The organism is Acinetobacter nematophilus, assembly GCF_026344175.1.
GTDB lineage: Bacteria > Pseudomonadota > Gammaproteobacteria > Pseudomonadales > Moraxellaceae > Acinetobacter > Acinetobacter nematophilus.
In genome coordinates, this window is sequence record NZ_JAPKMY010000009.1 from 178,602 (window position 1) to 193,061 (window position 14,460).

Sequence of the window (14,460 nt, forward strand, 5' to 3'; positions counted from 1 at the left end):
TTCAATTTAACCAAAACGACCTGTAATATAAGCTTCAGTCAATTGATGATCGGGTTGTGTAAATACTTTCTCAGTTGAATTCACTTCAATCAAGTCACCCAAATGGAAATATGCAGTACGATCAGAAACACGTGCTGCCTGTTGCATTGAGTGGGTTACGATTGCAATGGTGTATTGCGTAGAGAGTTCAGAAATCAGCTCTTCCACTTTTGCTGTCGCAATTGGGTCCAATGCTGAACAAGGTTCATCCATTAAGATGACTTCAGGGCTTACAGCAATGGTACGTGCAATACACAGACGCTGTTGCTGACCACCAGAAAGACCTGTACCCGGTTGACTTAATCGATCTTTGACCTCATCCCACAGACCTGCCTTACGCAAACTGTTTTCAACAATTTCTTCCAAATCGTACTTATCTTTGGCCAAACCATGCAGTTTTGGACCATAAGCAACATTATCAAAAATTGATTTTGGGAATGGGTTGGGTTTCTGGAAAACCATACCGACTTGAGCACGTAACAGTACAACATCAAGATTTGGATCATAGATGTCTTGGTTATCTAAGCGTACTTTACCCGTCACGCGACAGCTATCAATCGTATCATTCATACGATTCAAAGTACGTAAAAATGTTGATTTACCGCAACCTGATGGACCAATAAATGCAATCACTTCATTTTCATAAACCTGAAGATCAATACCTTTAATCGCTTCTGATTCACCATAGTAAACATGTACATCTTCAGCACTAAGTTTAACTGTCGTATTTTTGTCTTTCTTCGGTGTTGAAGATTCAAACTGAGAAACAAAAGATGTATTTGCTTGCTTTTGTTGATGCTCAGTGGATGTAAATTGAGATTGTTCAGAATTCACGGTTGTATCCTGTTTTAAGGAATTTTTAGTTTCTACAGTATTCATCTATTCTGCCCTCTTTTACCAACGAACTTCAAATTTCTTACGTAACCAAATTGCAAAGCTGTTTAAACCCACCATCAGTGCCAATAACACGATGATTGCAGCTGCGGTACGACCTTCAAAGAAGTTACGCAATTCGTTACCTTGCCATAAGTAAACTTGAACAGGTAAAGCTGTAGATTGATCGAGTGGAGATACTGGAATATTAGCAACAAAGGCACTCATACCGATTAGTAACAGTGGTGCAGTTTCACCCAAGGCATGCGCGATACCAATAATTGCACCTGTCATAATTCCCGGTAATGCCAGAGGAAGTACATGATGAAATACGGTTTGCAGACGCGAAGCACCTATACCCAATGCCGCTTGACGAATCGATGGGGGTACGGCTTTAAGTGAAGCACGTGTGGTAATAATGACGGTTGGCAAGGTCATTAAACTGAGTACCAAACCACCGACAAGAGGTGCCGATATAGGCAGATGCATCCAACCAATAAAGATCGCTGCGCCCAGTAAACCAAACACAATGGATGGCACTGCTGCAAGGTTATTAATGTTGACTTCAATAATGTCTGTAATAAAGTTCTTTGGCGCAAATTCCTCTAGATAAATCGCACTTGCAACACCCAATGGAATAGAGATCACAATCACAATCAGCATCATGAATAGTGAACCCATGAATGCACCTGCTAAACCAGCTGTTGCCGGAGAACTACGTGAATCCGGATTGGTAAACATCTGCGTGTTGAAAGTACGATTGATAATGCCTTTGGCAGCCAAATCATCAGATAGTTTACGTACTTCAGGACTCAACTGTTGTTGATCATCTGGCAACGAACGATCAATATGTCCTGCCAACCAAACATCAATATTCGCATCCGCAAGGAAATTCAGTTCAACTTTCTTACCGACCAAAGATGGATCTTTAAACACCATATCACGAATACGATATGCTTCTGAGCTGGTATAAAGGCTTGAAAGATCATCACGACGGCTTTCTAGCGAAGGATCTTTTGAAATGATGCCATTCACAATCAGCGCATCCCAATCCACCATACCCATTTTAGTTTGCCAGTCTACATAGCGCTCTTGGAACACCGCTGGAGACTCACCTACTTTTTGTGTTGGTTTCGGACCGGCATCAATCACTTTTGGATCAAAATAGACAGGCACAGTCATACTTGCTTGCCAAAAAGCCGGAAGACCTTTATATAAGATACTTCCAAATAAAATCGCAACAAAAGCCAGACCAATAATTACCGCAGTAAAACCAGCGAAACGAAATGTTTTTTCTTTACGGTGACGCTTCGACAACGAACTTGCGATTTTAGCTTTACGCTTTTCACGTAGTTCTGCAGCAGCTTGAGGATCAAATACATTTTGATCCACTGGAGATGTATTTGATGTACTCATTCGTATTGCTCACGGTATTTACGCACGATGTAAAGTGCAACAATATTTAAACACAATGTAATAGTGAATAGCGTTAGACCCAATGCAAATGCAACCAATGCCTGCGGGCTTGCAAAATCGGTATCGCCAGTTAACTGCTTAACAATCGTTACGGTTACCGTAGAAACAGCTTCAAGCGGATTGATATGTAGTAAAGGACTGTTTCCAGCTGCAAGTACAACGATCATGGTTTCACCAATCGCGCGCGATACAGCAAGTAAGAATGCACCTGTAATCCCAGGCAAAGCAGCAGGAAGCACCACTTGGCGTATTGTTTCAGATTTGGTCGCTCCCAAACCTAAAGAACCATCACGTAATGCTCTAGGAACTTGAGTGATAATGTCATCCGAAAGTGAAGACACAAATGGGATAATCATGATTCCCATTGCAAAACCAGCAGTAAGTGCACTGGTTGCATTCACTTCAATCCCAATGGAATCACCAATTGATTTAAAGATTGGACCAATCACCATCATAGCAAATACGCCATAAACGATGGTTGGGATACCTGCCAGCACCTCAATCGTGGGTTTAGCCCATGCACGAAATCTAGGTGATGCGTATTCAGCAAGATAAATTGCAATCATTAAACCTAATGGAACAGCAACCAACAGCGCAATACCACTGACCATGAGTGTTCCCCACAGTAATGGCAGTAAACCATAACTACCTTCAGCATTTCCTGAAGTACTAAAACCTGGATTCCACTCTGTACCAAAGAAGAAGTCAATTGGACTGACAAAATGGAAAAAATGCATTGCTTCACTGAACATTGACATCACGATCCCTACTGTCGTAAGAATTGCAACACCAGAGCATAAAATCAAAATAACATTAATGGTTTTTTCAACTTCATTACGTGCACGAAATTGTTGGCTAATTCTTTTTCTTGCCCACACTAAGCCTAAGATGGCTGCACAGACAACAACAGCAAATTTTGCAAAAGAACTGATTCTTTCAAATTTGGCTAATTGTTCTGCAGCTGCAACCTCATAAGCAGCAGGTGTATCTGTTACGCCAAAACCTGAGGCAATTGCCTTGATACGATCTACAAGTACATCTACCCCTGCTGTATCAAGAGATGCAGCAACATTTGCTGGAACATTCTTTAGAATTAAATGCTGTAAAACACTTGGTTCTACCAAGTTCCAAACAATTAAAATTAAAAAAGCTGGGATTCCACACCACAACGCCACCAAAGAACCATAATAGCCAGGACGTGAATGTAATACTGCAGTGTTATTTCCCTTACCTGCTAGGCTTCGGCTTTTTCGTAGCCCAATTTGATATGCGATAGCAATTAAAGCTAATAACACGCCAATGAGTAGCAGATTCATGTATTCTCCACCGTTTTTTCAATCCTAATTATTTGAAAAAACTCTGCTTAGCAATGAAAGCCGATGGTAGTCTCCCACCATCAGCTCCATGATTACGGTTTTATTATTTACCAGCTTTGAAACCAGCAAGTACTTTTGCACGCTCAGAGTCTGACAATGAGATCAAGCCAGCTTTGTCTAGCTTAGAACCTTTACCAGATACTTTTTTGTTTAAGAAGTATTCAGTATATTCTTTTAAACCTTTAATAGATTGTAAGTGTTCACCTTTAACATAGAAGTATAAAGGTCGCGATACTGGGTAAGTACCATTAAGAACAGTTTGTTCTGAAGGGACTACATTGTTTACAGTAGCAACACGTAATTTATCTTTGTTTTGGTCATAAAAACCTAAACCAAATACACCTACCGCACTTGGAGATGTTTTTAAACGTGCTAAAGTTTCAGTATAGTCACCCGCGATTTCGATCACTTTACCGTCTTTACGGAAAGTAGAACATGCTTTTTTCTGTGCATCTTTATCTAACTTTTTGAAGTAATCGTAACTTTCACAACCTGCTTCAACCATTTTCTCTTGGAATACTTCACGAGTACCATGGTTAGAAGCTGGAACCACTAAAGTAATTGGTTCATTTGGAAGAGATTTATCAATTTGATTCCAACGTGTATACGGATTTGGTACCAATTTACCATTTGATGGTAATTCAGCTGCTAAAGCTGCAAATACGTGTTGTGGACGTAATTTATAAGCTGCTTTACTTGCATTTGATGCAAAAACGATACCGTCATAACCAATTTTAATTTCTTGGATTTTATTTACGCCTGCTTTTTTACAAGCTGCAATTTCAGTATCTTTGATTTTACGAGAAGCATTCGCGATATCAATTGTGTTATCGCCAACACCAGAACAGAACTGCTTAAGACCAGCAGAGCTACCGCCTGAACCCACTACAGGTGCTTTAAATTGAGGGAAAGTATTACCAAATTCTTCAGCAACAATACTTGCATAAGGAAGTACAGTAGAAGAACCAGCGATTTGGATGGTATCACGAGCGTTTGCTGCCACTGCTGCCCCTGAAACTGCTAATGCAAGTGCGATATGGTTAATGCGCATTCTTTTCTCTCTTAAATAAACTGCAATTTTGAAGTACGCCACTTCTTCTTGTGTTGTACTTTTCGGATAACTGCATTTTGATTTTAAAATATGACAAATAAGTTACAGCTTTATGACGCTTTTATGATAATTAATGATTCAAATTTGATTTTATTAAAAATCTTTAAAATTCAATATGTAATAAACTGTATTTTATTTTTATAAATTTAAAATAATGTCATTCAAATTGTAATATTTCATGTGAATGTCACAAAACTTCGATTATCACCGTACAGATTGCACGACATTCTATGTCGTATGCAGCTTATCTTTTATTGCAGAAGAGCTTAGAATCAATTAAATAAAAGAGCAAAAAAAAATGATTTCATTAAACCGTAAGGAATGGCATGAGACTTTTCTGAAAATGGTCGCTTCAGCCAGTATGATTACTTTTATTATCTATATGAGCTGTTTGATTATCTACATGTTATTGTCACAGGTCAGTCAATATTTTATTGTTCAAAACATAGTGAGCAGTTTTAGTTTTATCAGCCTGTTTATCTTAACCATGCAAACATTACGTTCAATGTATCATGTCTATTATTTACCTTTGATGAATAACTGTACGCAGAATTATCAGAAATTAATCTTCTTCTGTAGTAGCTTTTCTATTGCTCTCATAGTTTTAAGTTCTTTTTTCTTCAATTTCAGTCAGATGTTAAAAACCTATTACAGCTAGTATGTTTTTGATGATCTGATTCGTTTGAGGTGGTGCACTGCACTGTTCTAATTTTTGCAAATATTGATCGAGATAATTGAAATTTCTAACAACACTGGATTCTTTTATATTCAAATCAATTCTAAACAGAAGATTTGTATATGAATAGCCGCACAGAATACCTGTTTCATTCAGAATTTCCTGTCCATATGACCTTTTCTCAACAGGATTGGCTGTTATTGGCACAGTATTGGTATCCGATTGCTTTAGCTCGTGAGATATCAGAAAAACCTCAAGCCACCATGTTATTAGATATGCCTTTAGTCATTTACAAACTCAATAATGAGATTGTTGTTGCAAAGGATGCCTGTCCACATCGAGGTGTTCCGTTAAGTCTAGGTACTTTTGATGGTCAAGGGGTGGTCTGCCGTTATCATGGTCTACGCTTTGGTAAGAAAGGTAAATGCAATCGTATCCCAGCCCATCCCGATCATAAAATATCAGACCGTTTTCACCTGAGAACTTATCCAACCATTGAACGATATGGATTAATCTGGTGCTGTTTATTGGCAGATGAACAAGATAGCCCAAACATTCCCGATATGCCTTATTGGGATCAAGCCGAATATCAACAACTGGTTTGCCCTCAAGTCGATTTAAAATGTTTTGCGGGCAGACAATTGGAAGGATTTATTGACGTTGCACATTTTGCCTGGGTTCACCCTGATACATTTGGTGATCCAGGGCATCCTGAGGTAGCTGACTATACAACTCTAGAAACCCATTATGGCTTCAGTGCTGATTATCTCAGTCATGTTGGACGTTATCCAATTGGCTTAGATCAATTCGGACAAGAAGGGTTTCAATGGTTACGTCATTTTGAGGTTCATTTACCCTTTACAGCAACGCTTACAATACATTTTCCCAATGATTGCAAACAAGTCATCATGAATGCTGCCTCACCAATGACGGCACGAAGCACACGACTATTTGCCCCAATTTGTCGTAACTACGATAAAGATTTACCCATTGAAGAAGCCTATGAATACAACCTTAAGATTTTTGAAGAAGACCGCTTGATTGTTGAAACGCAGAAACCAGAATATTTACCTTTGGATCTGTCCATGGAAGCACACTTTCCTGCTGATCGCAGCTCAAGCATGTATAGAAAGCTGCTTAGAAAAGCTGGATTTAGTCAAATACTCGCTGCATAGATCAATTAAATATTAACATTAAGAAAGAGGTCTTAATGACTTCTTTTTACTTTGCATAAGTGGATTTCACCTTCTTTCATTTTTAGAACTGAATAGAAGCGCTATTGAGAATGCTTAAATTTAATCCAAAAGCTTTTATTAAAATTGCACTCTTCTTTTAAACGATTAAAATGCATCTAACACAGATCCAATGAGGTGGTAGAACATGCAACAAATGTGGTCAGACATCGATGCTTATATCGAATCACATTTAATTCCTGAAGATCCGATCCTCACACAAACATTAAAAAATACTGCGGATAAAGGCTTTCCAGACCATCTCGCTGTTGCTGCAAATCAAGGCATGCTGTTGCAAATGCTGATTCAAATGAACAAATGTAAACGTGTTTTAGAGTTAGGGACTTTTGCAGCATATAGCACCATGTGGTTAGCGCGTGCTCTACCTGAAGATGGTTATATTTTAACAATCGAAGGACGTGATACACATGCAGCTTTAGGTCAAGAAAATATTGACCTCGCAAAACTTAAACAAACTGTTGAATTAAAGTGTGGGCGTGCTGCTGATATTTTAAAAGCTTTGCCTGAAGATACTGCGCCTTTTGACTTTATTTTTGTCGATGCAGATAAACAAAGTTATCCTGAATATTTAGAATTAAGCTTAAAGCGATCACATTCAGGTACAGTGATTGTTTTGGATAATGTGATCCGCGCAGGAGATATTCTTGATCCAAATAACATTAAACCAAGCATTGAAGGCATTCGAGATATGTATAAAGCGATGCAGAATCACCCCCAAATTTTATCATGCACAGCTTTACAAACAGTAGGCAGTAAAGGGCATGATGGATTTGCAATTGCGATCGTCAAATAAATATTCAAATACCCTGCTGAAATACAGATGTAATGACAAAAGACCGCCAGTCCAAAATGGTGGTCTTTTTTATGTGAACTATTATCGTTCCTATTATGCACGTTTCATAAGTTTGATGACTTGTTATAAAAGTATAAGTGAACTAATAAGTATTTTAACGTTCTTAACTTACAGGTTTCGATATTAAATAGCAATATCGTGCATATTAGGAACGTATTGAGCATTCAGAGAACGACCAATAGTTCACATTCGGTAGATTCTACCAAAGTGAAGGTCTATGACTTTTCTTACTTAAGAGGAGATGAACAGAATTATGCTATTAATTTGTTCAAAGATTGGATTGCTCAGTATGATCAAGGATAGGTACTAGAGCTATGAGTTTTGTGTAATAACTCTCAGATAAAAAAATTGATTTTAAGCTTTCCTCAACTTTCTACAGCTTATTATATTGTGATGTCCTATAAACTTGAACTTGATATAAAAATGAAAGATGAAAAGGCTAGTATTCGTTCAATGGCGGTCGGGAGGATTGTATGTGATTGCTTCTAAATAAAAAAAACAAACACAGAACATAGAATATTTTTATTGCACATTTACCATCAGGCTATATTCTTGCTAAATTTTTACATAAAAAATTAAAGCAAACTAAAATTAGCAAAAAAGCTTTTTTCGCCATCATCATGATAGGAGCTGTTTTTCATGATATTGATCTACTTTATTTTTATCTATTTGATAATAGGTCGGTTCATCATCATAAGTATTTCTTACATTGGTTCTCTTTTTGGATTCCAATTTTCCTAATATCTTATTTTTACTTTAAATTTTCTAAATACACTTAAAGATTAGCTTTTGCAGTAATTTCATTTTCAAGTGCTGCTCTTCTTCATGTATCTTTAGATACGTTTGTAGGTGATGTGTGGATATTTGCACCATTTACTGATAAGCCATATGTTTTCTTTGAAGTCACCCCACGCTGTGAACCATGGTGATTAAACTTTGTTTTTCGGGGGGATTACCACCTATCCTGTTATTGCCTACTTTTCTACTAAAATTTAGATCATGAATTTTTTTCTTAAAGTTATCCCCTGAACTTGTTTGTAGAATTGTGGATAACTTATGTATTACCAAATAACTCAATGAAAAATAATATATTTTAACGATAGATTAATTTTCAACCAGTTAAATTCATTACAGTTTCAAAAGCACTTGCTTTTAGAAATGCAAGATTTATTCAAAATTTTTTAATAGAAAAAAGCCATAAATTCTCTAATTTATGGCTTTTTTCTATTTTGATAATCACAGGAATTTGGATAGAAAAATGTAATCAATATTCAAAATAAGCTATTTTCATGATCACATTTTTCAGTCTCATTATTTAGTCACCAACAACGGAACAGCCGAATTCCTAAAAATTGTCGTTGTCACGCTGCCCAAAAAAAACTGATGTATTTTACTGTGGCTAAATGCGCCTAATACAATTAATTGGATTTGATGTTGATTTTGATAATCCAAAATATTTTCAGCAACATCCCCGTAACGATATTCAACAACTACATCTAAGCCTGCATCTTTTAGTCGTTGTGCGGGTTCATTGAGGATTTCAGGATGATCGCCCACATAAAGTAAATGGCATTGTAAAAGTTTTAATAAGTCACTTTTTTCTACACGTTTCAGCATTTTTTGGCATGCTTCAGAAAGTTCATAAGCAAAAATAAAACGTGTTGGTGGTTTAAAAGTTTGACCTACTGTCAATACCGTACTTTTAGCACCACGAATGAAATTCTCTACATTACTTCCCAGTATTTTATTTTTTTCAGCTGAACGCTCCCCAACTCGACCAATGACTGCAATATCATCCTCAGTCAACTCATTAAAACTTTGCTCAAGGAAATCACCTTTCGCCTGAATTCGCCCAGGAGTAATACCATATTTTTCCTGAATCATTTCAGAAATATGTTCAAGAAGATTATTACTATAATCGAGTGCTAATTCACTTTGTTTTTGCTCAAGTTCTGCAAGCTCTTTGAGTAACATTGCATTACTTTCAAAACCGATTACCCCACTAATTTCCCCTAAATGATAACTTGCAGGGTAATAGTCTAATACTTGCAATAAAACCAGTTGTCGACCAGTTTTCTGAGCAATCCAAGCTGCTGCTTCTGCCAATGCATTAATACAAGGAGAAGAGTCAATACAAGCAACTACTCTATTCATTTTTAACCTCACTTTGGCTATATTGCCTTGGGTCTATTTGATTTTAAATTAGCATAAGTTTCTATAAAATTGGACAGCTTTATGTAATTAATTCCATAATTTAATTATGTATTTGTACAAATTGTGCGGTTATTCACGGTAACGAATCAATTGCGCTGGATTGCCTGCAACGATTTCTCGTTCAGCAATATTTTTAGTTACCATACTATTCATACCCACTACAGCATGTGAGGCAATTTTAATTCCATCCTTGATGCCGACATGCGCACCCAACCAAACATCCTGACCAATTTCAATGCCCTTAGAACTTACTGCTTGTTGATAAATCGGTTGGTCCAACGCCATACCGTGATCAAATGCGTAGAGATGACAATAGGCTGCCATTCGTACTTGGTCATGTAATTTAATCCCTGCACGACCTCCATCTAAAATACAGTGATGATTAATCGCAACCTCACTGCCAATTTCTAAAGGACCATGTAAGGTACAATCAGCGGCAATAAAGGTATTGTCTCCAATACTAATTTTTCGTCCTGGCTCAGCAAAGATATGTGCAAGCGGAGATATAAAGCAATTTTCTCCGATTTCAACAGTTTCCATTTCCATTAAATATGTTTGATATTCTTGTTGCCATTGTTCAGCCCAAATTCGATTTTTCGGCTTAAGTGAATAATATAGCCAAGGCATATAATTTAAACGGTGCTTATGCTGTTCTCGATATTTTAATAATGGATCTTGTTCAGTCATTTCTTTCATCCATTAATTTAAGCTGTTCACGTCCGCGTGTAACATCTTGAATTTTTGAACGTAATGGATCGAGTTGATGTATTTGCAACAATGCTTCAACCTCGACACCTTCAGCAGTATATTGTTCATTGTATTCAATATGTTGTGTGTTTAATTCATACTGAAATATTGCCCACTCATTGAATTGACATTGAAAATATATTTTTTTCTTTTCAATCAGTTCTATTTTTTCACTCAAGACCAAACATTGGCCTGCACAGCCGCCGTAAGCACGGACCAAACCACCTGTACCCAACTTGATACCACCATACCATCGATTGACCAATACAATTGAATTGGTCAAATCATTTCCTTCGATGGTTGCAAGAATCGGGCGACCTGCTGTACCCGAAGGTTCACCATCATCATTAAAACGAATATTATGCCCTATTTTCCATGCCCAGCACTGATGCGTGGTTGTAGTATCTAAATGCTTTTCCAAAAACATTTTGACCTGTAGTTCATTTTCAACTGGCGCTGCAATGGCTTGAAATCGACTTTTTTTGACTTCTTCTTCAAAAAATGTTTCGGATGCAAGTGTAAAAACCATAATGAAAATAAAACATTCCAACTCAATACGTTCTGATTATAACGTGGATTATAAAAATATTGGGCAATAAAAAAACCCTAAGCGAACTTAGGGTTTAAGCACAACTGGATGATTAGAGAACAAGCTGATGATTTTGCAGCAACAGTTTCAAGATGTCATCTTCTGTCTTACCATTAAATGCAGCTCCTGTTTGCGCCAAATTGTCAAGTTGCAGCAAATCAGTTTTGCCAGTATATGTAGTTCCTGCACCATCACGATCTAGGGTGAGTGTGACATTATCACCATCAATTCTTACACCAAGATAGTTTTTCAAATAGTTTGCTGAAGCGGTCAAATCACTGGTGATATTCGCACTGTTAAAACCTATCAGTAAATCAGAGATATCAATCACATCTGCATTCGTATCAGTGTTCACATTTCCAGCATGGAAATCTGTCCAGTGATCAGCACCATTTCCACCAGTTGCACTTGCATTTTCAAGTACATGATAAACAAGTACATCAGAACCGCCATTACCAGTGAAACTATCATTAAGCTCACCACTAATAAGCGTATTACGTAGAGCATCTCCTGTCGTGATTGCATCGATCGTCACAGTAAGCGAAGCGATATGATCTTGACCGAAAACAGAGAGTTTATAATCGAATACTTCTTGGCGACCAATTACGCCCGCACTTGGTGTATAAATATAGCTTCCATCGCTTTTCACGAACAGACTACCATAGTCACCTTGTATGGTAACGCCGTTGTATCCAACCTCAGTAAACTGACCATTACCCGTATCAATACTGAATTTAGCATAAGATGGATTATAGGTATCGTCAGTTAACATATTACCTGTGATAGGAGTAGCAGTAACTGGGGCAATATCATTATAGTGGGTAATGTTTTGATCGACTGTCACTGCTGCATTAAATGCAAGACCAGTATTTCCTGAAGCAGATGATGTAATTGTGTAAGTTCCAGGTCCTAAATTAGGAATATCTACAGTGACTGTTCCACCTAATACCGTAAGAACAGGTGTTTGCGTAATTGTTCCGACAGTAACACCATTTTGATCTTTTATTGTAAGGATAATTTGTGGTGCCACACCAATTGAAAGTGCAGGTATATTTACTTTTACCACCACATGAGCGGAATCTGTATTTGCAATACTAAATGTTGTCGGAGTATAAGTACCATTTCCACCAGCACCTAATAGACCTGCTGCAACCTTGAGCTCACCTTGATTCGATGAAACTGTTTGATGAACATTTGTAACAGCACCAATCACCGCATGATCTGAATTATCCAACACTATTGGAGCAGGAAGTGTCACATCATTTTGAGGATTTGCATTGTCCCAAATCACACCAGAGTTATCACCATCGATACGAATATTCAAATGGGCAGTAGCTTGAGTTCCATTAAAATCTCGAATGGTATATGTAAATGTATCTACTTTACCAATGTCCTCAGGCGCACCATTACTTACATATTTATACTGTCCATTTGGAGAAATATACAATGTTCCATAAGCCCCAACCACAACTGTATTTGCACCAGACAATGTCACAATTGGACCACCAACCTCATTCTCGACTTGTGTCACAAATGTTGTCGTATTGACTTCATCTGCACCATCAGCACTTGAAATAACATTACCTTCTATGCTGCCTGAACCTAAATATTTGTTGGTTTGTGCTTGCATGGTCAACTCAACACCACCGAACAATTCTGCTGATAATGTTGAATCCAAAAGATTTAATAGCTGTTGCAATAAGCCTGAATCTGTTGGTTTTTCTTGTAAAGCAATTGTATAAACACCAGGAGGTAAATTATCTACATTAATCTGACCAGAATAATTAAATACAATACCCAACAAGCCTGGAGGTGTTAACTTCACTGCATCCTCTACAATGAAATACTCTTTTTGTGCGACACCATTCTCATCTAAATATTGGCGTTCTAGTACAGCATTAAAATACTTATCTGCTGTGCCTAATAAAGTACCAATAAGTCCACCAATTGCAGCGCTTACTACACTACCACTTACATTTACATTAATACTGGACGTGCTGTTTTCCTCAACTTCAAAATTAAATGGAACTGTATTACCTAAAGAGATATTTAGTCCGAGTAAGTTTACACCTAATAATTGAGAAGCTCTTCCTTCAACACCAACATCATCACCCACAGTTTCTTGATAATTTTTAACAGTCGCAAGATCATCATTTGCAACAACTTGATCAACATGATCTGGTGGTGTTAATTCACCAGGATCTGCTGGTGTTCCTGCAATATTAATAATCAGTTGAGCACTATCTGATGTCGCTCCATTAGACAATTTATAGTCAAATATTTCAGTTTTACCTACTGCTGCTTCACCTGCTGTGACCGTATAGGTAAAGCTACCTGTCGCTGTATCAATTTCAAGTTTTCCATACTCACCTTGAATTATCGCAGTACCTGTAACTGTAGTTCCATCAATTTCGATAACTGAACCACCACCAACTGCATCTTGACCATGACCATTATCAGCAAAAATATTACCTGTAAGAGAGAAGTTTGCAAAAACTTCTTCAGTCCCCGTTACACTAATATTTGTTTTCTCGTAAATTGTTAATAAATTTGAAAGTAATGGCGCTACAGCAGCATCTACAATATAGTCAACCACACTCACTGGCAATACATCTAAAAGTTGGTTAACAACACTAGAAAGTGGTAATCCAATTGCATTCACAGGTAATAAAATAGTCTGAACGAGTGCAACGACTGGAGCACCTAAAGGACCAAGCACTGCATTAATTGCTGCATAAATAGCTGCTTCATTCGAGGCACCAAGAATCGCACCTTCTCCGCCTAGATCATTAATCGCAACATCTTTAAGTAAGGTGGTTAAAGCACTATCATCTGCTTGTACAGCAACAGTATAGTTGCCTTCAGGTAAATTGGTAAAATCAAGTGTGATAGAGTCATTACTGTTCACAACTCCAATAATTCCAATTCCTCCTACAGTAACAATACCACCTTGACTAGTTCCTCGAGCAACTTCAACAGGTCCATTCGCTGTTTGCTGATAAATAACGATTTGAACAGCCTCACCAATCGAAATCAAATCTTGCTGTGAAACAGTGACTGAAATATTACCTGTCACCCCCTTGCCCGCATTTCCTGTCGTTTGTGGAATTGAAAAATCCAAACCAGTTGCATTGTTTCCTAATAGATCAACAATAGCGATGTCTGTACCCGAAACTTCTGTTCGATTTACTCGAACTTCAGTACCCAAATCCAATTCAAACTCATCATCAACTGCATCTACTGTTGAAGGTAT

10 protein-coding genes are annotated in these 14,460 nt (G+C 37.5%); 2 read left to right on the top strand and 8 right to left on the bottom strand.

Annotation, left to right across the window (positions count from 1 at the left end):
- Positions 1–6: 6 nt before the first annotated feature.
- From pstB to OSH00_RS15970, 4 genes are all read right to left on the bottom strand, one after another.
- Positions 7–918, bottom strand: coding sequence for a phosphate ABC transporter ATP-binding protein PstB (gene pstB, locus OSH00_RS15955; RefSeq protein WP_196076750.1), 912 nt, complete (start codon positions 916–918; stop codon positions 7–9).
- A gap of 15 nt (positions 919–933) precedes the next feature.
- The gene (gene pstA, locus OSH00_RS15960) at positions 934–2,328 is read right to left on the bottom strand and encodes a phosphate ABC transporter permease PstA (RefSeq protein ID WP_196076749.1); all 1,395 of its coding nucleotides are present in this window, start codon (positions 2,326–2,328) and stop codon (positions 934–936) included.
- Positions 2,325–3,704: a phosphate ABC transporter permease subunit PstC gene (gene pstC, locus OSH00_RS15965; protein ID WP_196076747.1), complete on the bottom strand. Its 1,380-nt coding sequence runs from the start codon at positions 3,702–3,704 to the stop codon at positions 2,325–2,327. The genes pstA and pstC overlap by 4 nt, the downstream gene beginning before the upstream one ends.
- 103 nt (positions 3,705–3,807) lie before the next feature.
- Positions 3,808–4,815 carry a substrate-binding domain-containing protein gene (locus tag OSH00_RS15970; RefSeq protein WP_266131256.1) on the bottom strand — a complete coding sequence of 336 codons (1,008 nt, stop codon included), beginning with the start codon at positions 4,813–4,815 and terminating at the stop codon, positions 3,808–3,810.
- Positions 4,816–5,673: 858 nt separating this feature from the next.
- Here OSH00_RS15970 and OSH00_RS15975 point away from each other — a divergent pair.
- Both OSH00_RS15975 and OSH00_RS15980 read left to right on the top strand, forming a co-directional pair.
- Positions 5,674–6,726: a Rieske 2Fe-2S domain-containing protein gene (locus OSH00_RS15975; RefSeq protein WP_266131257.1), complete on the top strand. Its 1,053-nt coding sequence runs from the start codon at positions 5,674–5,676 to the stop codon at positions 6,724–6,726.
- Between the two features lie 205 nt (positions 6,727–6,931).
- The gene (locus tag OSH00_RS15980; protein WP_004824548.1) at positions 6,932–7,597 is read left to right on the top strand and encodes an O-methyltransferase; all 666 of its coding nucleotides are present in this window, start codon (positions 6,932–6,934) and stop codon (positions 7,595–7,597) included.
- A gap of 1,371 nt (positions 7,598–8,968) precedes the next feature.
- Here OSH00_RS15980 and OSH00_RS15985 read toward each other — a convergent pair.
- The 4 genes from OSH00_RS15985 to OSH00_RS16000 form a co-directional block, all read right to left on the bottom strand.
- On the bottom strand, positions 8,969–9,811 hold the full coding sequence (locus OSH00_RS15985; protein ID WP_009585264.1) for a universal stress protein: 843 nt from the start codon (positions 9,809–9,811) through the stop codon (positions 8,969–8,971).
- Between the two features lie 129 nt (positions 9,812–9,940).
- A complete protein-coding gene (locus OSH00_RS15990) occupies positions 9,941–10,558 on the bottom strand; it encodes an acyltransferase (RefSeq protein WP_266131258.1) in 618 nt (205 codons plus the stop codon).
- On the bottom strand, positions 10,551–11,147 hold the full coding sequence (locus OSH00_RS15995) for an IMPACT family protein (RefSeq protein WP_266131259.1): 597 nt from the start codon (positions 11,145–11,147) through the stop codon (positions 10,551–10,553). The genes OSH00_RS15990 and OSH00_RS15995 overlap by 8 nt, the downstream gene beginning before the upstream one ends.
- A gap of 112 nt (positions 11,148–11,259) precedes the next feature.
- A partial coding sequence (locus tag OSH00_RS16000; protein ID WP_266131260.1) for a BapA/Bap/LapF family large adhesin occupies positions 11,260–14,460 on the bottom strand: 3,201 nt, incomplete at its 5' end.

Coding starts and splice junctions, on each gene's coding strand:
- OSH00_RS15975 (WP_266131257.1), top strand. CDS start 5,674: ATGAATAGCCGCACAGAATACCTGTTTCATTCAGAATTTCCTGTCCAT.
- OSH00_RS15970 (WP_266131256.1), bottom strand. CDS start 4,815: ATGCGCATTAACCATATCGCACTTGCATTAGCAGTTTCAGGGGCAGCA.
- pstC (WP_196076747.1), bottom strand. CDS start 3,704: ATGAATCTGCTACTCATTGGCGTGTTATTAGCTTTAATTGCTATCGCA.
- OSH00_RS15980 (WP_004824548.1), top strand. CDS start 6,932: ATGCAACAAATGTGGTCAGACATCGATGCTTATATCGAATCACATTTA.
- OSH00_RS15990 (WP_266131258.1), bottom strand. CDS start 10,558: ATGACTGAACAAGATCCATTATTAAAATATCGAGAACAGCATAAGCAC.
- OSH00_RS15995 (WP_266131259.1), bottom strand. CDS start 11,147: ATGGTTTTTACACTTGCATCCGAAACATTTTTTGAAGAAGAAGTCAAA.
- pstB (WP_196076750.1), bottom strand. CDS start 918: ATGAATACTGTAGAAACTAAAAATTCCTTAAAACAGGATACAACCGTG.
- OSH00_RS15985 (WP_009585264.1), bottom strand. CDS start 9,811: ATGAATAGAGTAGTTGCTTGTATTGACTCTTCTCCTTGTATTAATGCA.
- pstA (WP_196076749.1), bottom strand. CDS start 2,328: ATGAGTACATCAAATACATCTCCAGTGGATCAAAATGTATTTGATCCT.